This window comes from Sphingomicrobium sediminis (assembly GCF_023805295.1).
GTDB classification, from domain to species: domain Bacteria; phylum Pseudomonadota; class Alphaproteobacteria; order Sphingomonadales; family Sphingomonadaceae; genus Sphingomicrobium; species Sphingomicrobium sediminis.
This window is the reverse complement of the sequence record NZ_JAMSHT010000001.1, coordinates 2,117,719-2,136,539: the sequence shown is the minus strand read 5'-3', so window position 1 is coordinate 2,136,539 and position 18,821 is coordinate 2,117,719. Positions and strand designations below refer to the sequence as shown.

At 64.4% G+C, this 18,821-nt stretch carries 15 protein-coding genes; 10 read left to right on the top strand and 5 right to left on the bottom strand.

Features of this window, described 5'->3' with window-relative positions:
* Positions 1 to 21: 21 nt before the first annotated feature.
* The gene (locus NDO55_RS11010) at positions 22 to 951 is read left to right on the top strand and encodes an ABC transporter ATP-binding protein (protein WP_252115169.1); all 930 of its coding nucleotides are present in this window, start codon (positions 22 to 24) and stop codon (positions 949 to 951) included.
* 5 nt (positions 952 to 956) lie between these two features.
* The gene (locus tag NDO55_RS11005) at positions 957 to 2,180 is read left to right on the top strand and encodes an ABC transporter permease (protein WP_252115168.1); all 1,224 of its coding nucleotides are present in this window, start codon (positions 957 to 959) and stop codon (positions 2,178 to 2,180) included.
* 6 nt (positions 2,181 to 2,186) lie between these two features.
* Here NDO55_RS11005 and NDO55_RS11000 read toward each other — a convergent pair whose 3' ends face one another.
* The gene (locus tag NDO55_RS11000) at positions 2,187 to 2,567 is read right to left on the bottom strand and encodes a VOC family protein (protein WP_252115167.1); all 381 of its coding nucleotides are present in this window, start codon (positions 2,565 to 2,567) and stop codon (positions 2,187 to 2,189) included.
* A gap of 42 nt (positions 2,568 to 2,609) precedes the next feature.
* Between NDO55_RS11000 and NDO55_RS10995 the strand changes: the two genes are divergently transcribed.
* Genes NDO55_RS10995 through NDO55_RS10980 form a run of 4 tightly spaced genes read left to right on the top strand, consistent with a single transcriptional unit; the run spans position 2,610 to position 6,455 of the window.
* Positions 2,610 to 3,956 (top strand): MATE family efflux transporter, encoded by a 1,347-nt coding sequence (locus tag NDO55_RS10995; RefSeq protein WP_252115166.1) that lies wholly within the window; start codon positions 2,610 to 2,612, stop codon positions 3,954 to 3,956.
* A gap of 60 nt (positions 3,957 to 4,016) precedes the next feature.
* The gene (locus NDO55_RS10990) at positions 4,017 to 4,793 is read left to right on the top strand and encodes a DUF2189 domain-containing protein (RefSeq protein ID WP_252115165.1); all 777 of its coding nucleotides are present in this window, start codon (positions 4,017 to 4,019) and stop codon (positions 4,791 to 4,793) included.
* A gap of 52 nt (positions 4,794 to 4,845) precedes the next feature.
* On the top strand, positions 4,846 to 5,637 hold the full coding sequence (locus NDO55_RS10985; protein WP_252115164.1) for a hypothetical protein: 792 nt from the start codon (positions 4,846 to 4,848) through the stop codon (positions 5,635 to 5,637).
* The gene (locus NDO55_RS10980) at positions 5,634 to 6,455 is read left to right on the top strand and encodes a hypothetical protein (protein ID WP_252115162.1); all 822 of its coding nucleotides are present in this window, start codon (positions 5,634 to 5,636) and stop codon (positions 6,453 to 6,455) included. Before NDO55_RS10985 ends, NDO55_RS10980 begins: the two co-directional genes overlap by 4 nt.
* A 3-nt stretch (positions 6,456 to 6,458) precedes the next feature.
* Here NDO55_RS10980 and NDO55_RS10975 read toward each other — a convergent pair whose 3' ends face one another.
* The 3 genes from NDO55_RS10975 to NDO55_RS10965 form a co-directional block, all read right to left on the bottom strand.
* Positions 6,459 to 6,746 carry a hypothetical protein gene (locus tag NDO55_RS10975; protein ID WP_252115160.1) on the bottom strand — a complete coding sequence of 96 codons (288 nt, stop codon included), beginning with the start codon at positions 6,744 to 6,746 and terminating at the stop codon, positions 6,459 to 6,461.
* An 87-nt stretch (positions 6,747 to 6,833) separates the two neighbouring features.
* Complete coding sequence (locus NDO55_RS10970) at positions 6,834 to 7,637, bottom strand: LytR/AlgR family response regulator transcription factor (RefSeq protein WP_252115158.1); 804 nt, start codon at positions 7,635 to 7,637, stop codon at positions 6,834 to 6,836.
* A complete protein-coding gene (locus tag NDO55_RS10965; protein WP_252115601.1) occupies positions 7,634 to 8,656 on the bottom strand; it encodes a sensor histidine kinase in 1,023 nt (340 codons plus the stop codon). Before NDO55_RS10965 ends, NDO55_RS10970 begins: the two co-directional genes overlap by 4 nt.
* A gap of 344 nt (positions 8,657 to 9,000) precedes the next feature.
* Here NDO55_RS10965 and NDO55_RS10960 point away from each other — a divergent pair, with 344 nt between their 5' ends.
* From NDO55_RS10960 to NDO55_RS10950, 3 genes are all read left to right on the top strand, one after another.
* Positions 9,001 to 10,884 carry a M1 family metallopeptidase gene (locus NDO55_RS10960; protein ID WP_252115156.1) on the top strand — a complete coding sequence of 628 codons (1,884 nt, stop codon included), beginning with the start codon at positions 9,001 to 9,003 and terminating at the stop codon, positions 10,882 to 10,884.
* A gap of 104 nt (positions 10,885 to 10,988) precedes the next feature.
* Positions 10,989 to 13,292: a putative bifunctional diguanylate cyclase/phosphodiesterase gene (locus tag NDO55_RS10955; RefSeq protein WP_252115154.1), complete on the top strand. Its 2,304-nt coding sequence runs from the start codon at positions 10,989 to 10,991 to the stop codon at positions 13,290 to 13,292.
* An 82-nt stretch (positions 13,293 to 13,374) separates the two neighbouring features.
* Positions 13,375 to 13,896 (top strand): TIGR00645 family protein, encoded by a 522-nt coding sequence (locus tag NDO55_RS10950; RefSeq protein ID WP_252115152.1) that lies wholly within the window; start codon positions 13,375 to 13,377, stop codon positions 13,894 to 13,896.
* Between the two features lie 3 nt (positions 13,897 to 13,899).
* Here NDO55_RS10950 and NDO55_RS10945 read toward each other — a convergent pair whose 3' ends face one another.
* Positions 13,900 to 16,293, bottom strand: coding sequence for a hybrid sensor histidine kinase/response regulator (locus NDO55_RS10945; protein WP_252115150.1), 2,394 nt, complete (start codon positions 16,291 to 16,293; stop codon positions 13,900 to 13,902).
* Between the two features lie 174 nt (positions 16,294 to 16,467).
* Here NDO55_RS10945 and NDO55_RS10940 point away from each other — a divergent pair, with 174 nt between their 5' ends.
* Positions 16,468 to 18,741, top strand: coding sequence for a hypothetical protein (locus tag NDO55_RS10940; RefSeq protein WP_252115148.1), 2,274 nt, complete (start codon positions 16,468 to 16,470; stop codon positions 18,739 to 18,741).
* Positions 18,742 to 18,821: the final 80 nt, after the last annotated feature.

The following is an 18,821-nucleotide window of genomic DNA, read 5'->3' as shown; positions in this document are numbered from 1 at the left end:
GGGTCTCTACCACTTATCCTCATGGAGAGTAGTGCATTCGCAGCCGAAGCCGTCGGCCTGGTGAAAACCTTCGATGGCAAGACCGCCGTCGATGGCGCCAGCATGTCGGTTCCGGCAGGCTCGATCTACGGCTTTCTCGGGCCCAATGGCGCGGGCAAGACGACGACATTGCGCATGATGCTCGGCATTATCGATCCGGACGAGGGCACGCGCCGGCTGCTCGGCCACGAAGCGCCGCTCAAGGCCGCGCACGATATCGGCTACTTGCCCGAGGAACGCGGTCTCTATCCCGCCATGACCGCCCGCGAGGCGATCGCCTTCATGGGCGCGCTGCGCGGCCTGCCGATCCGCAAAGGCCGCGAACGCGCCGGTGAGCTATTGGACGGCCACGGCCTCGGCGACTGGATCGGAAAGCCCATCCGCTCGCTCTCAAAGGGCATGGCGCAGACCGTGCAATTGCTCGGCACCATCGTCCACGACCCCAAACTCATCATCCTCGACGAGCCCTTTTCGGGCCTCGATGCGATCAACCAGGGCAAGCTTGAAGACCTCATTCGCGCCCAAGCCGACAATGGCGTCACCGTCATCTTCTCGACCCATGTCATCGCCCATGCCGAACGACTGTGCGAAAAGGTCGCGATCATCGCCAATGGCAAGATCGCCTTCGAGGGCGAAGTGGACGAAGCGCGTAATCGCCTCCGTCCCATCGTCCACCTGCGCACCCGCCAGGCCGACGGGCCGTGGCTCGACGACCTGCCCGCCGATGCCAAGCGCTCGGGCAACGAATTCAGCTTCGAGCTTCCCGAGAGCGGTCCTGAGCCCATGCTCAAGGCGCTGATCGACCATGGCGCGGGCATCGACACTTTGTCGATCGAGCGTCCCGGTCTGCACGATGCCTTCGTCGCCATTGCCGGCGCTGCGGCAGCGGCCGAAATGAAAGTGGGGGCCTGAGGCACATGCGCGAAATCCTTCGAGCCGCCTTCGTCATCGGTCGCCGCGACTATCTCGCGACGGTCATGTCCAAGACCTTCCTCTTCTTCCTCCTGGGCCCGCTCTTCCCGATCGGGCTCGGCATGCTGTTTGGCGGGGTCGGCCAGGAACTGGCCTCGCAGGACGAGCGGCAGGTGCTCGCGGTCATCGCCGACGAAGCCGATTTCGAAGCGTTGGAGTCCGCCCGCGCGCGCCTCGTCCCGCTTGCTGGGCATCATCCCTTCATCGAACTGGAACGCGTCGAGGCCGAGGCCGATGTCGATGCACAGATCGACGCCCTGCTGGAACGGCAGGACGAGCCGGTGCTTGGCGTGATGGATGGCGGCCTCACCGCGCCGCGCTTCACCGGCGCGATCGGCGAAAATGCCTTCGCCATCCAGCAATTGGCGACCTTCATCGACAATGCCCGCCGCGATCTCGATGCCGACGGCCCGCCGACCGGCCCGCCGCTCGCTTTCCAGCAGCTTGAAAGCTCGGCCAGCGAGGTCGTCTTCACCCGCACGCTGACCGCGCGCGCCGGCCAGCTCGCGCTCTTCTTCCTCACCATCCTGCTTGCCGGCATGCTCCTCAGCCAGATGCTCGAGGAGAAGTCGAACAAGGCGATCGAGGTCCTCGCCAGCTCGGTCGATGTCGATGCCATCTTCATCGGCAAGCTGTTCGCCATGCTGTGCATCAGCCTCACCGGCATCATCGTCTGGCTATCCGCCGCCATCGCGGCATTTATCGCCTTCGCGCCCCAGGGCCTCGCCTCGGTACCGCCGCCGCCCGCCGTCGGCTGGCCGCTCTTTTTCTTCTTCGCCTTGGTCTATTTCGCGATGAGTTACCTGCTAATCGGCGCGGCTTTTCTCGGCATCGGCGCGCAGGCCGCCACCGTGCGCGAAGTGCAGACCCTGTCCATGCCCATCACCATGCTGCAGGTCGTCATCTTCCTCGGCGCATCGCTGGGGGTCGGCGATCCCGGCGGCCGCGAGGCCATCGCCGCCGCGCTCTTCCCGCTGACCAGTCCCTTCGCGATGATCGCCCGCGCCGCCGAAGAACCTGCGCTATGGACGCACGCACTGGCGCTTATCTGGCAGCTGCTCTGGGTGGCGCTCATCCTCAAGGTCGCGGCCAAGCTCTTCCGCAAAAGCGTGCTCAAGTCGGGCAAACCTTTCCGCTGGCCCTGGGCGAAGAAGAAAGCGTCGGTTTAGGCGCGTCTATTCGCTCGGCGCAGGGCCGATCTGCTCCCATAGTTCGATCTTGATACCGTCGGGATCGAGGATCCAGGCGAACTTGCCATAGGGCTCGTCCTGCCGTCCCAAAATCTCCACGCCCTTCTCCTCCAGCTCCTTCTGGAATCCATCGAGGTCATCGACGCGAAAGTTGAGCATGAAGGGCTGCGTGCCCGGGTCGAGATAGTTGGTGTCCTCGGGAAAGCTGGAAAGCAGGCTGAACGGGTCCTCGTGCGGCTCGTCCTTCCAGCGGAAGGAGGGGCCATATTCGCCGGCGATGCCGAGCACGTCCTTGTACCAGGCGGTCGACTTTTCCTGATCGGCGCGCTTGATGAACACGCCCCCAATGCCCGTAATCTTCGCCATATCGCTTCCCCTTTCGTTGACGCGCCGTCATAGCAGGTGGCCATGAAAAGGGGGAGCATCGACACGCGCGCCATCTGGGCCATCGCCATTCCGGCGATGCTGACCAACGTCGCGACCGCGCTCATCGGCATCGGCGACGTCTGGATCGTCGGGCGGCTGGGCGAGGCTTCGGCGCAAGGCGCGGTCGATATCGGGGCGCGCCTCTTCGCCTTGCTCTTCACCGTCATGAACTTCCTCAAGACCGGCACGACGGGCCTCGTCGCGCAAGCCGGCACGCGCGAGGGCAAGGATGCGCAGGCCGCGACCTTGCTGCGCGGCATGGCGGTCGGGCTCGCCATCGCGGCCGTCCTGCTCGTCCTCAAACCCGTGCTGCTGCCCGCCGTCCTGCAAGCATTGGGCGCGCGCGATGCGGTCTATGTCGCCGCCGATACCTATGCCTCGATCCGCTACTGGTCGGCGCCCGGCGTCATGCTCAACCTCGCGCTGATCGGCTATCTCGTCGGCCAGCGGCGGATGCGCGCGGTGCTGGTGATTGAGGTCGCGTATAACCTGTTGAATGTCGCCCTCGGCCTGTGGTTCGTCCTCGGCCTCGACTTCGGCATTGCCGGCATCGGCTGGTCGAGCCTCATCGCCGAATATGCAAAGCTCGGCGTCACCGCCGCCGTCGTCGCCAGCGCGGGCGGGTTCGCCTTGCTGCGCCGCGCCGCCTCGGAGCGCACCATCCTCTCGCGCCAGAGCCTGCTGCCCTTCCTCAGCGTCAATCGCGACCTTTTCCTGCGCACGCTCATCCTCGTCATCGCTCTGTCGGCGCTGACCCGCATCGGCGCAGAGCGTGGCGAGGTCATCCTCGCGGCCAATGCCATCCTCTTCCAGCTCTTCATTTTCACCGCCTTGCTGCTCGACGGGTTCGAGAATGCGGCGCAGGTATTGAATGGCGAACGGATGGGCGCGCATGACCGGGTCGGTTTCGAGCGCGTGACCAAGGCGATCGTCCGGCGCGGCTTCGTCACCGCCTTCTTCGTCTCGATCTTCTTCGCGCTCTTCGCCTTCCCGATCATCGCCAGCTTCGCCGCCACCAACGAGGTCGCCATCGCCGCGCAGCGCCAGGCACCATGGCTCATCATCATGCCCTTCGCGGGCGTCGCCAGCTTCATCTATGACGGCGTCTATGTGGGCGCGAGCTGGACCCGCGCGCTGCTCCTGACGATGATCGCCGGGACCGTCGTCTACGCGCTGGCGCTGTGGATCACCTGGCCGCTCGGCAATGGCGGGCTGTGGCTCAGCTTCACCCTCTTCCTCGCCGCGCGCGCCATCTTCCAGCGCCTCGCCTTGCCCCGCCTTGCCAGCCGCATCGACGAGGATCCGAGCCTGGCCCCCGAGCGGGCTTGATGCCCGCCGCGCCTTGCGGCATCCTTCAGCGCATGATGCCCCTTGATTGAAGGGAGAGTCATGTCCAACGACACCATCGCCCCCCTAACCGGAACGCAGGTACGCGAAGACCTGCGCCTTGCCGATCTGCGCGCCGCGCTCGGTGCCGGCGTCAGGGATTTCCTTGCTTATCCTCTCTACGGTCTCTTCTTTTCGGCCATCTATGTCGTCGCCGGCTTGGGCCTGCTCTATGCTGTCGCGCGGCTCGGTCAGACGGGCTGGCTGATCCCGGCCATTGCGGGGTTCCCGATCGTCGCCCCGTTCGCAGCCGTCGGATTGTATGAAGTCAGCCGCCGCCGCGAAAAGGGACAGGAGATGAGATGGGGTCCTGTCTTGGGCGCCTTGCGCGGCCGCGGCGATGACCAGATCATGCTGATGGGCGCCTTCATCTTCGTGCTCTTCACTTTCTGGGTGATCCTCGCCCACGGCATCTCGCTCATCTTCCTCGCCAGTGCAGGCCCCACAGCCCATTCGCTCGCCATTCTCGCCACCACGTCCGGCATCGCCATGCTGGTCGTCGGCGGCGCGGTCGGCGGAATGCTCGCCCTCATCCTCTTTGCGATGACCGTCACCAGCCTGCCCATGCTGGTCGACCGCAAGGTCGATGCCATCACCGCCATCATCGCCAGCCTCAAGGTGGTCCGCCGCAATGCAGCGGTGATGCTGGCCTATGCGACCCTCGTCGCGATTGCCCTGCTGCTTGCCCTGCTGCCTCTATTTCTGGGCCTATTGGTCGTGCTCCCGGTGCTCGGTCACGCCACTTGGCACCTCTACCGCCGCGCCATTCCCCCCGCCTGAGCCTTGCCAAAACAGCCTGCCTGACGCAGCCTGTCCGCAAGGGGGCTGAACGATGCTTGCTTTGTGGCGCAGGGTCAGGGGAGCCGTCGGCGATATCGGGCCGACAGAATGGGCGTTGCTCGGCATCGAGACCGTCGCCGTCGTCGGCGGCATAGTCATCGCCTTCCAGCTCGAACAATGGGCCGAAGACCGCCGTGAGGCCCGAGACCGCGACGAGCTGGCAGAGCGACTGCTCGAAGAGGCCGAGGACAGCGTTGCGATCCTGCGCGCCGAACGCGACCTCATGGCGGAGCGCGGGACCTCGGTCGACACCATGCTCAAGGCCTGGATCGTCGATGGCAAATGTCCACCCGCCGAACTCGCCTTCTCCCGCTATCACAGCCCGCTCAACGTGCCGACGGCGGTCTATGACGAGATGATCGGATCGGGCGGCCTTGCCCTGCTGGCCGGCGAGCGCGAGCGGCGAGCCGTCGCCCATTATGCCGCCCGGCGCATGTCCTTCGAACAGCGTCAGGAGCATTATCGCGCCGCCACCAACTACGACCTCGCGCCCGTGGCGGGGAATGGCATCCGCCCGGTCTGGGACGAGGATCGCCAATTCTATCGGCTCGAACGCACGCGCGAGACGGGATGTGACGACCCGACCCAGCAATTGCAGGCCGTATTCGACGCCCAGATGTTCAAGATCCAGCAGGCCAGCCGCGTCGATTTGACCGACGCCGCCATCAGCATGTGCGGCGTCTTGGCGCACCATGTCGGCCGCACCTGTAGCCCCAATGACGCGCCTCTCGAAGGCCGCGACGCCGACATCGCCCGCGATGCAGCCCAAGAGGCCATGCGATGATCACGCTGCTGCGCCGCCTGCGTCGAAACGCCGGCGAAATTCGCGGCCCCGAATGGCTGCTGCTCGGGATCGAGACAATTGCCGTCATCGCCGGCATCCTCGTCGCCTTCCAGCTGCAGGAATGGGCCACCGACCGACGCGAGAAGGCGCAGCTCGATCGCATTTCGGACGGCCTGCTCGAGGAGGCGCGCACCGCAGTCGCCTTGATCTGGCAGGATGTTGAGCAGCGCCAGCCGGGCATCGACCAAGGCATTAGGGTCGCGCAGATGCTGAATGCGGGCCAATGCCCGACCCAGGCCGACCTTGAGGGCCTGCGCATCCTCGAAGTCTATGCCGGCATCGACCCGCCCTCGGGTGTCTATGACGAGCTGGTGGCGGGCGCGGGTCTCTCGGCCCTGCCATCCTCCACCGCGCGGCTCGGCATCGACTTTTATCGCAATGCTCGCGCGACCTACCAATTCCAGCTCATCAATTTTCGCGACAATCGCTGGCCTCTCCTGGTGCCGGACGATCCGGACGTGTCGATCGCCTTCGATCCTGAGTCCTCGTCGGACATGCGGGTCGAATTCGATCTCGAATCGCTCTGCAACGATCAGGAATTTTCCGACCGCTTCAATTACGTCCTGCGCAACCAGCATTTCTTCCAGCGCCGCTATCGCATGGACCTTTTCGAAAACGCCGCCTTCATGTGCGTCGCCCTCGCCGACATGCAGGGCGAGCAATGCTATGACAGCTGGATGCGCGACGTCCTCGATGCGGAGACGGGCGCATTGGTTGAGGAACGCGGCCGTGCCCGGCTCGAAGAAGCCGACATCTAGCGCCTAATCCTCATCGCCCTTCAGCCAGTCGATGCATTCGCCCTGCGTCCGGATGCCGAGATCGGCGAGCACGCCCATGTCGCGCAGCACGATGCACTGACCGACCGGGTCTTCGGCGAGATAGAAGGCGTTGCACAGACCGCGCACCTTGAGCAGCCCGACCTCTTCGGCAAACAGCTTGCAGACATCCACCGTGCCGGTCGCACCGGGGCCTTCATATTCCTGTGCGGCCGCCGGCGCGGCCGTCGCGCCGACCATCAGGATGCTGGCGAAAATTGCGAGTTTCATCATGTCCTCCATCGTTCGTTTCGATGGACGGCACGTTAGGAAATCCCGCTTTTCCGCCATATAGGGCAGATGCCCTATGCGCTGACCAGCCTAGTGCACGAAGCGCGCGACGACGTCGCGATAGCTGCGCGACACCTTCACTTCGGTCTCGCTGCCCAGCACCAGGAAGCATTCGCCATTGGTGTGCGGCTTGACCTGCTTGACCTTGTCCAGGTTGACGATGGTCGACCGGTGGACGCGCTGGAACTTGCGCGGGTCGAGCCGCTTTTCGAGGTCCTTCATCGTCTCGCGCAGGATCAGCGTATTGTCGGGTGTCTGGATGCACATATAGTCGCCCGCCGCATCGATCCGCTCGATATCGTCGACATCGACGCGGAAGATCTGGCCCTGGTCGCGAATGTTGATGACCGTCTCGTAGCGGCTGGCCGCCGGTTTCGACCCGTCGGCCTTGCTGAGTTCGCTCGCCGCTTCGGGCGCATGTTCGGCCAGCGCCTCTTCAAGCTTCTCGGCCTTGCGCGCCGCGCCCTTCTCGGCGAGCCGGTTGCGCACGCGCTCGAGGGTCTCCGCCAGCCGGTCTTCCTCGACCGGCTTCACCAGATAGTCGACCGCCTTGGCTTCGAAAGCCTTCACGGCATGTTCCGAATAAGCCGTCACGAAGACGAACAAGGGCGGCTCGACCTCCATCAGGCCCGAAATCACCGAAAAGCCATCGAACCCCGGCATTTGGATGTCGAGGAAGACGAGGTCGGGTTTCAGCGTCTTGGTCTGGCGGATCGCCTCGCGGCCGTTCATCGCGGTGCCGACGACTTCGACGTCGTCATGCGCCTCGAGCCGGAGCTGGAGGCCTTGGATGGCCAGTTTCTCGTCATCGACGAGCAGGGCTCGAATGGTCATGTCACTTCCGCTTTCGTTTCATAAGGTATTTGGATGACAACGCTGAAACCCCCACGATCGTTCGTTTTGGTCTCGAATCCATGTGCCGCGCCATAAGCCTGGGCCAGCCGTTCGCGCGTATTTGCAAGCCCGACGCCGGTCGAATTGCTCTCGACGATCCCGCCGCCAGCGCCCGAATCCGCCACTTCGAGACGCACCCCGCTGCCATCCCGCTTCGCCGTCACCCAGATGTCGGCGCCGTCCTCGGCGGGCGTCACTGCATATTTGATCGCATTTTCGATCAGCGGCTGGAGCAATAGCGAGGGAAGCAGCGCATTCACTGCATCCGCCTCGATCCGGAAATGCGGGCGCAGCCGTTCCTCGAACCGCATCTTCTCGATCTCGAGATAGAGTTTGAGTGTCTCGATTTCCTTGACCAGCGGCACCTTGGCTGTCGCCTCGTTGGCGAGCGTGTAGCGAAGGAAGCTGGACAGGCGCGACAGCATCGCATTGGCGCGTGTCCGGTCCTGCAGCAGCACCAGTGTCGAAATCGAATTCAACGTATTGAACAGGAAATGCGGGTTGAGCTGGTAGCGCAGCATCGCCAGTTGCGCCGCGCTAGCTTGGCCTTCCAGCGCGCGGCGCTGGTCGATCTGGTCTTCCAGCAGCAGGTAATAGTTGATGCCGTAGTAGAGCGCCGTCCACGCCGCGAGCAGCGCGAAGTCGAGGATAAGCGCCCCGAAATATTGCAGGCCCACCGGCGCGAATTCCGGATTGACGAAGGTCGAGAAGCTCCATGTCTCGACGAAGCTCAACAGGGCCGAGGAGACCGACACGGTGATCAGGCTGACGATCGCGGTGATCCCGGCCTGCATCGCGATCAGTCGCTTGTAGAGCGCGGCCATCAGCAGGGTCAGCGAATAGCCAGTCGCCGTCAGGATCACGACATGGAACAGGAAGACAGGCGGATCCACCCCGTTCACCACGCCGGTGAGGAAGCGCAAAAGGAGATAGCCCGACCAGCCCAGCGACTGGAGCATCCAGAAAGCGCGATTCTTGTCGGCAAAGAAGGGGCGGTCGAGGCCCACGCCCTCAATGATCGGACGCGCCTGTCCCTCGCCCGTCGCAGCGATCTCGCCGACGTCGCGGGCAATCTTTTCGACGGACTCGCGGCTACGCCGGCCGGCTCCCGAGACCTGGCCGCCCAAACGGTCCTTCATCGACGATACAGATCCACTCGCCAAAAGCTGCTCCTGCATGCAATAGACGTAACATAGGCTGCATTGCCGTCGCTTCCTAGATGCGCCAGTCCGGCGCGTATTTGCGGCAATGTCACCGGCCCACCGGAGGTAATATGGTTCGCTTGCTCGTTGTCGCCTGTCTGATGTCCCTCGCCGCCTGCCGCGGCACCACCCCTGCCGAAGACCCGGTCCCGACGCGCAATGTCGCGCCGATCCTCGACCGCGAAGACGCCGTCGACATTCACAGCTTCGCCAAGCCTCTGGAAGCGCGGGTCACCCATGTCGCGCTCGACCTGAATGTAGATTTCGATGCCAAAAACGTCTCGGGCACGGCGACGCTGGACATCGAGGCCGCCGACGATGCCACCGAAATCATCCTCGACAGCCGCGACCTCACCATCAATTCCATCACCGCCGCCGACGGCAGCAATCTCGACTATGTCATTGGCGAGGGCACCGAAGAACTCGGCCAGCCGATCATCATCCAGTTGAATGGAGCGCGCCAGCTCGTCATCCACTATGTCTCTTCGCCGACCAGCGACGCCCTCCAATTCCTCAGCCCCGAACAGACGGTCGGCAAGGAACATCCCTATCTCTTCAGCCAGGGCCAATCGATCCTCAACCGCTCGTGGATTCCGACGCAGGACAGCCCCGGCATCCGCCAGACCTGGGAAGCCGAAATCCGTGTCCCCAATCCGCTCGAAGTGGTCATGAGCGGCCAGCGCGCACGAGACCCCGTGCCCGACGGCGCCGACCACCGCATCTTCCATTACGAGATGACCAAGAGCGTCCCGCCCTATCTCATCGCCATTGCGGTGGGCGATCTCGAATTTCGCCCGCTCGGCCTGCGCACCGGCGTCTGGACCGAGCCCGCAATGCTCGACCGCGCTGCCGCAGAGCTCGCTGATACGGGCCGCATGATCACTGCCGCGGAAAACCTGTTCGGCCCTTATCCCTGGGCCCGCTACGACCTGCTCGTCCTGCCGCCCAGCTTCCCCTTCGGCGGCATGGAGAATCCTGAACTTACGTTCCTCACGCCGACCTTCATCGCCGGCGACAAGTCGCTTACTTCGCTGATCGCGCACGAGCTCGCCCATAGCTGGTCGGGCAACCTAGCCACCAACGCGACTTGGGCCGATTTCTGGCTCAACGAGGGCATGACCGTCTATGCCGAGCAGCGCATCGTCGAAGCCGTCTATGGCAAGGAAGCCTATGACCAGCAGGTCAACCTCAGCCTCGACGCGCTCAACAGCGCGCTTGGCGAACTGCCGGAAGCCGACCAGATCCTCGCCGTCGACCTCACCGGCCGCCATCCAGATGACGGCTTCACCGACATTCCCTACGACAAGGGCGCGGCCTTCCTGCGCACCTTGGAAGCCGATGTCGGGCGCGAACGCTTCGATGCCTTCCTGCGCGGCTGGTTCGACGCCAACGCCTTCTCGCCGATCACCAGCTCGATGTTCATGGAGGCGGTCGTCAACGACCTCTATGAAAGCGACGAGGAACGCGCCACCAGCGCGCTGATCGATGCCTGGATCAACCAGCCGGGGCTTCCCGAAAACAATGCCGCGGGCAATGCCAATGCCTTTGCCGAGGTCGATGCCGACGTCGTCGCCTTCGATGGCGGCGCCGATCCTGCAAGTCTCGGCTGGGGCGAGTGGAATACCGCCGAGCGCCTGCGCTTCCTCGGCCGCATCGACCGCGATCTCGACGACGAGCGCATGGCCGCACTCGATGGCGCCTTCGGGCTCAACCGCACCGGCAATAACGAGATCCTGTTTCTCTGGCTGATGCTGGCGGTGGAGAATCGCTACGACCCCGCGGTCGACCGGCTCGAAAGCTTCCTGACCAGCCAGGGACGCCGTAAATTCGTGCGTCCGCTCGTGGTCGCCTTGGCCGAAGATGAGGAATGGGGCCGCCCCATTGCGGAGGAAATTTACCCCCGTGCACGGCCGCTTTATCATCCGATCACGACCAAGGATTTGGATTTGCTGGGTTTAATCCCGAAAGTCGCCGAAACGGACTGATCGGATCAATCTTAACCGGCTGATAACGCTCTTTCGGCTATGTCTCACGCTCTTGAATAGGAGCGTTGCAAGGCATGTATCAGGCCCCGGACCGTTATAAACGCATGGTTTCCGCCAAATTGCCGGACGGCGCGTCGGTTGGCGCGGCCTCCGGCGTGCGCGACGACCAGGCGTCGACTCCGCTGCGCGATGTGCAGCTGATCAGCCGTGCCCAGCTGGCGCCTTTCTTCGCCGGCGCCAACATCCTCGCTGCCCTCCTCTTTGCGACCTCGATGCACTCCTCGGTCAGCCTCGCCATGATGGGCGGCTGGATCCTGACGATCATCGGCGTCAATGCCGCTTTCATGATGCTGGCGCGCCGCCAGGCGATCACGCATATCGGCCGCTCGGGCAAGCGCGTGCCGCATTGGCTGCTGCTGTCCGACGTCGCCTTGCGCGCCGCCATCTGGCTCAGCCTGCCGATGATGACCTTCGGCTCGCTTGGCGCCTCCGACCAGATCATCGCCGCCTCGATCATTTCCGGCCTTGGCGTTGCCGCGCTCGGCCTCGTGGTCGTGCCCGCCGCCGCCATGACCTGGATCACCGTCTTCGTGACTGCGCTTTGCGTGAACCTCATCGTTGCGCGCAACCAGGTCCCGTTCGAGCATATGGTCTCGATCGTCTTCATCATCGGCGTCGCCATGGGCGGCGTCATGACCGTCGCGCGCTGGGCCTTCCATCAGCTCAAGACCAACGCCGATGTCGGCTCGCAGTCGGAAAGCGCCTCGCTCCTCCTCCAGGAATATGAAAAGCGCGGGGTCGGCTGGCTCTGGCAGGTCGATGACGACAATCGCGTCACCTACCTCTCCAGCCGTATGGTCGCGCTTATCGGCAAGCCCTCGAGCGCCATTATCGGCCATGCCCTGCCCGCCCTGCTCGGCGGCCAGAAGGAATTCGGCGACGTCCTGCTCGAGAAGAAGCCGTTCCAGAATCTCGAAATGCAGCTCGACACCGCCCGCGGTGGCCGCTGGATCAGCCTCGCGGGTGACCCGATCATCGATCATGCCGGCCGTTTCGCCGGCTATCGCGGCGTCGGCAGCGACATTACCGAAGTGCGCCAGCAGCAGGAACGCCTCACCCACCTCGCCAATGTCGACGTCCTGTCGGGCCTGCCCAACCGCGGCCGCGTGCGCCAGCTGGCGGGCGAAGTGTTGCGCCAGGCAACCGCATCGAACGTGCCCTGCGCGATCATGTTCCTCGATTTGGACGGCTTCAAACCGGTCAACGACACGTTCGGCCACCCCAAGGGGGATGCCGTCCTCCAGGCCGTGGCCAAGCGCCTCGTCGACGAGGTTGGCGACATGGGCCATGTCGGCCGCATGGGCGGCGACGAATTCGCCATCATCATCAAGGATGCGCAGAGCCGCAAAGGCGTCGAAGCGCTCGCCACCCGCATCATCAATTCGGTCGGCGAACCCTATATGATCGATCAGATCGAGATCCGCATCGGCGTCTCGATCGGCTGCGCCTTCGGCCCCATCGACGGCGCCACCGTCGACGATCTCATCCTCAAGGCCGACTTGGCGCTCTACGAGGCCAAGAATGCCGGCCGCGGCGTCGCCAAATACTTCTCGAGCGAGCTACAGAGCGAGCAGGAAGACCGCGTCCGTCTCGAAAGCGACCTGCGCGCGGCGATCGCCTCCAAGCAGTTCCACCTGCTCTACCAGCCGCTCGTCTCGGCCAAGGATCAGAAGCTCATTGGCTTCGAGGCGCTCATTCGCTGGAACCACCCGACCCGCGGCCTCGTGCCCCCGCCCGTCTTCATCCCGATCGCCGAGGAATGCGGCCTGATGATGGAGATCGGCCAGTGGGTCATCGAAGAGGCCTGCCGCACCGTCGCCAACTGGCCCGAGCCGATCACGGTCGCGGTCAACGTCTCGCCCAAGCAAATCCAGATGCCCTCGCTGCCGCAGCTCGTCAGCCAGGCGCTGGCGCGTCACAAGGTGCCGGGCAACCGTCTCGAGCTCGAAGTCACCGAGGGGATCTTCCTCGGCAACAATTCGGCCACGCTCGACATCATGCAGCGCCTGCGCCAGCTTGGTGTCGGCATCGCGCTTGACGATTTCGGCACCGGCTATTCCTCGATCGGCTATCTGAACAAGGCCGTTTTTCACAAGCTGAAGATCGACGGCAGCTTTGTCCGCGAAGCCGGTACCCGCGAGGAAAATGTCGCGATCATCAAGTCGATCGTGCAGCTCGCCAAGTCGTTCCGCATGTCGGTCACCGCCGAAGGCGTCGAGACGGCCGAGGATTTCGAGCGCATGCGCGACCTCGGCGTCGACACCATCCAGGGCTACCTCTTCGGCCGCCCGCTCTCCTACGAGCGCGCCAACCAAATGGTCATGGGGATGAGCCGCAAGAGCGCGTAATTCGACAGGATTCCGGCACTAAGTTCTTGACCGCAGCACGGCTTGGCCGCTTAACCTGCCGCAATGCGTTGCGGGGGCACGAATGACCGATCTCACAAAAGTCGAACAAACCACCGAGACCTTGCTGTTCCAGTCGCGTTGGCTGGCTGCACCTATATATCTCGGCCTTGTCTTCGGGCTGATCCTGTTACTGGTCGCATTCTTCAACAAACTTGCGGCAGTTATACCCGAATTGCTGACCTTGAAGCCCGATGCGGCGATCCTCCACGTCCTCACCTTCATCGACCTGGCGCTGATCGCCAACTTGCTGCTGATCGTCATCTTTTCGGGTTACGAAAGCTTCGTCTCCAAGTTCGACGTCAAAGATCATCCCGACCGCCCCGACTGGATCAGCCAGGTCGGCTTCTCGGGCCTCAAGCTCAAACTTTTCGCGTCGCTCGTCGCCATCAGCGGAATCGAGCTGTTGAAAGCGTTCATGGCCGCGCGCGCAACCGGCGAAGTCTTGCCCTCGCTGCCATGGCTGATAGGCATTCACGCCGTCTTCCTCTTGTCGGTCCTCGTCACCGCGCTCGCCAGCAAGCTTCGCGGCAGCGCGACCAACTAGGCGTCAGTCCCGAACCGGCAGGTCCATCTCGCACACCGCATCTTCAAGCTGGTCCGGCGTAAACGGTTTGGCGAGCATCGGCGCGCCGGGCGCTGCGGCGCGGATCGCATCGGTTTCGCTATAGCCCGAGATGAAGAGGATGGGCTGGTCGGGCACCTCATTGCGGATCGCCTGCGCGACCTCCGCCCCGTTCATGCCCGGCATGGCATAGTCGAGCACGACCAGGTCGGGCCGGAAGCTCCTGAACCGGCGTAGCCCGCTCTCCCCGTCCGCCGCCTCGGCCAGCTTTGCGCCGGCATCTTCCAGCGTCGTCGTGACGAACCCGCGCACATCCTCGTCATCGTCGATCACCAGGATCGAGCGCCCTGCCACCGGCGTTCCGCAACCGGCCACACGTTCGTCCTTCGACTGCTGGCCCGCATCGCTGTCGGCCAGCCGGAAATAGAGCGCGACCCGCGTGCCCTCGCCCGGCTGGCTGGCAATGCGCGCGGTCCCGCCGGACTGGCGCGCCATGCCATAAACCATCGAAAGGCCAAGGCCCGTCCCCTTGCCCACTTCCTTGGTCGTGAAGAAGGGGTCGAAGGCGCGTTCCAGCGTCTGTTCGTCCATCCCCGACCCAGTATCGGTGAGCGCCAGCTCGAGATAGTCGCCCGCCTCGATCGCAGGATCGTCCGTGATTTGCTGGACCCGCGCGCTCAGCGTCACGCTGCCCTCGCTTCCCATCGCGTCTCGCGCGTTGATCGCAAGGTTGAGCAGTGCCACTTCGAGCTGCGTCGGATCGGCGAGGATTGCGAGCCCGTCCTGTGCGATCTCCATCTTGAGCTCGATCGCCGGACCCAGCGCATTGCCGAGCAACGGCCGGATTTCCTCGATCAGGTTGTCGACCTCGACCCGGCGGACTTCCAGCTTCTGGACGCGGCTGAAAGTCAGCAGCTGCCCAGTCAGCCTTGCCCCGCGCTGTGCCGCCGCCAACGCATTGTCGGCGTAGCGCTTCAGGCGATCATCCTCGACCCGCTTGGCGATCATGTCGAGCCCGCCGACGACGACCGTCAGCAAGTTGTTGAAGTCATGCGCGATACCGCCTGTCAGCTGACCCAGCGCTTCCATCTTCTGGGCCTGGCGCAACTGGTCCTGCGCCTGCTTCAATTCGGAAATGTCGCTGGCTTCGATGATGAGGTGAGATATCTCCCCATCGTCCGAACGGACCGGCTTGAGCTGGAGCTGGTGATAGCCGCGTCCAACGCCGGGCCGGTCGACTTCGACCTCGTCCATCACCTCGCGCCCGCCAGCAGCCTCCTGAATCAATCGCGACAAGGTCTCGCGACTTTCCGGAATGTCGCGCACGAAGGGAACGTCGCAAACATCGCGGCCCGCCACATCGGCCTGCGTCGCACCCATTTTGTCGAGCGCGTTGCGGTTGATCTCGATGATCGTCCCGTCGAGCGCGACGAGCCCCACCATGTCGAGACTGTCGAAGACGGCACGGAAGCGCGCTTCGCTGGAAGCCAGCTCCCCGCTTTTGTCCGCCACTTCGCGGCGCAGCGCGCGCTCGGCTTCTTTCGCCAGGGTCACGTCATACGCCACATTGAGATGCCCGACCGGCACGCCATGCTCGTTGACACGCGCCTGGCCGATTGCGTTGAGCCAGCGCCACTCGCCATCCCTGCGCTTCACCCTCGCGGTGAGATCGAACGGTTTGCCGTCGATGCGAGCCTCGTCCAGCGCTTCGACAATCGCGTCCCGGTCATCGGCGTGGATCAGCTCGATCCAGCTTTCCGCCCCGTCCCCGAAAATCTCCCGGCAGGCCTGGTTGACGAAATCGCGGCTGCCATCGGCGCGGGTCACCCAGATGGGAACCGGCGCGCTGTCCGCGATGCGCCGGAATCGAGCCTCACTCTCCTTGAGGGCCTGCCCCGCCAATCGTTGCTCGGTCACATCCTGGATGACCAGGATCAGGCCCTTTACCCCGCCATTCTTTCCAACATGCGGGACATATTCGGCCTGCGTGGTCAGCAGGCCGCGCGTCGGATGCTCGTAGGCAGCGGCGTACCATTGGGTTTCCCCGGCCAGGGCCTTGTCGAGCAGCGGCGCGCGCGCCGCATAGCTCTCCTCGCCCATGACATCGCGGATACGCTTGCCGATAACCTCCTCGCGCGGCATTTCCATCCACTCGGCGAGCGGCTTGTTGACGAAGAGATAGCGCTGGTCGGTATCGCAATAGGCGATCATCACCGGCAGCGCGTCGGCAATCGCCACCAGTGCGGAAAAATCGAATCCCCCAGGCATGGCGGCAAGAAGGTCTCCCAACCCCTTGCCGACGGGCGAAACGGCGTTCTCGGTATCCTGCGGCACAGCCACATCCCCCTCGTCGCTCTCAAGCGACTCGCCTTCCCCCATGCGCTCCATGGCCTGAGCTTAACCCAGATTGCCCACAGCGCAAAAAGTGAATGGCGTGGTGAAACTGAAACAATCGAAACAATTCGTGCCCGAAACGTGATAATATCCGCACAGACGGCCAGTATTGCGTCCCACCAGATCGCCAAGACATGTGAAATGGTAAGGAGACGGGTGATGAGGAAGCGTATCGGAGCCACTGGGGGGCTCATCCTATTGTGCATGGCGGGGACCAGCGCCGCGCAGCAGGTACAGGACAATGAGCTCAAGCGGCTCGACGGGACCATCCGGGCCCAGCCGACCGAACTGACCGCACCACAGATCAGCCGCGCGTCCATCCCGCAGCGCGCCGTCATCCTGCGCGCCGACAACCAGGCCCGCAACCTGCAGACGCTGCCCGTCCAGCGCCGCCTCAACCAGCAGCAACTGCGCGCCCAGCCGGTGATCCAGCTCGAGCAGGGCGAGGCCAACCTGCGCCCGGTGCTCGAAAACCCGGCATCGCCGATCAACCTGGCCGACCGCCTGCGCGCCCGTCCGCAGCTTGCCACGGTGCGTGCCGACACGATCGAACTGGCCGAGATCCCGCAAGGCATCGTCGTGCGCCAGTTCATCGCCTACCAGATTGACCTTGGCACCTGCACCAATGCGGCCAGCCGCCGCGCGGTCGAGGAACAGGGAGTCGAATGTTTCGACCGCGCCACGCCGCAGACCCGGGAAGCGGCTTTCGCCGATCCTGAAAGCGCACGCTATATCGAAAATCCGCGCGAGCGCCGCCGCGCCGCACGCCAGGCCGAACGCGCGATTTCGCGTCAGCAGGCCGAGATTGACGGCGACATCGCGCAGCTGCGCCAGATGCTCGCCGATCCGGCTCAACGCGCCCAGATCGAAGCCGAAATCGGCGCGGCGGAAACCCGCCGTCTCGCCAGCCTCGACGACGAAGCCTTGCAGGCCGAACTGGTCAACAATGCCGAAGTCGAGGTCGAGGAAGTGATGTTCGTGCCCAATGTCGAGCCCACGCAGGTTCGCTTCCAGGCGCGACAGGATTTTGGCCAAGTCGACACGCGCGCCCGGGCCCAGGCCGTCACGCGCCTTGCCGACACGCAGCCTGCGGTCCGCACCTCGCCGGTGCCTCCCGACACGCGCCCGACCGACATCAAGGCGGCGCCGCGCCCGATCAATCCGGTCGACGATTTTGCCGCCGCCCCGATGCTGGACATCGCCGAAGACATTCCGATCGAGACCAAGTCGTACCTGACCGGCTTCACCCTGGGCCGCCAGCATGAATGGAGCCGCCGCGTCTCGATCACCGTCAAATGGTGCCTGATCGGCTGCAAGCGCACCTATTATCTCGAGCCCTATGCGGGCTTCGGCTACGGCTTCGGCCTGCGCTTCCCGCTGCGGGTCGAAGGCACCTATGTTTACCGCCACCAGAACGGGCAGGAACGCGCCTTCCTCGTGCCGGAATTCACGCCCTTCAATGGGAATGCCACCCAATATGGCGAGACCGGCCTGCCCCAATCCAAGCGCTTCAACGGCCAGGAGCTTGTCGCCGAGGCGCAGGCCTATGCCGGCCTGCTCTACAAGCTGCCCGCCGGGATCAGCGGCGATGTCGGCTTCAATGTCGGCGTCGATCTGACCGACCGCCTGCCCGATCCGTTCCGCAACGGCCAGTTCACGCCGCCGGGGCCGGGCCAGGTCACCGATCCGGTCACGCGCACGATCACGCAGGTCGACCTCATCGGCAATCGCGCCAATTTCTACGTGGTCGGCGCCAAGATCCATCCGGCGGTAAAGTTCGAACTCACCTCCAACGGCATCGCCTTCAAGCTGCGCGATCATGTCGCCGGCAGCGACCAGTGGATGACCCAGAGCGGCGACCCTTACGAGCTTGCCCTCAACGATGCGCATCGCAGCCGCTTTTCGATCAGCGATCCGGTCTACAACCTCGCCTTCCTCATGACGCCAGGCATCGAAGGCCGCGTCTATGTCGATGTCGCGGTCTGGTCGCGCACCTGGAAATGGCCGGTCTGGTTCCCGCAGCTTGCGGTCCAGCTTCCGCCGGGCGGAGTGAATTTCGCCTGCCACGCGCAGACCGTCTGCTCGAACAGCCACGACATCCGCGCCGCGCACTGGAGCCCGCAGCCGCGCCCGCCGGGCTCGACCACGACGCGTCCCGGTGCCCGTCCGACGGTCGGCACGACCACGGTCCCGGCACGCGCCAATCCGCCGCGCGCCTCGACCCAGCCGGAACGCGCCGCAACCCAGCCCGACCGGGCCAGCGACGATGACATGCAGGAAGCAGCGCAGCCGCAGCGCGCGACGACCCGTGTCATCGCCCGCCCGGCAAATCAGGACGAACAGGAAGCCGCCGAGTCGCAGCGCAGCACGGCTGTCGTCACCGCGCGGCCAGCGCCCCAGATGGAGCGCGCGGCCGACGATGATGATCGCTAGGTTCTAGCGCGCGTCGCGGCGCTGGGCGGGACGGTTCCCACCCTTCCCGCGCGGCGCACCGCCCTGACGCTGGCCGCCCT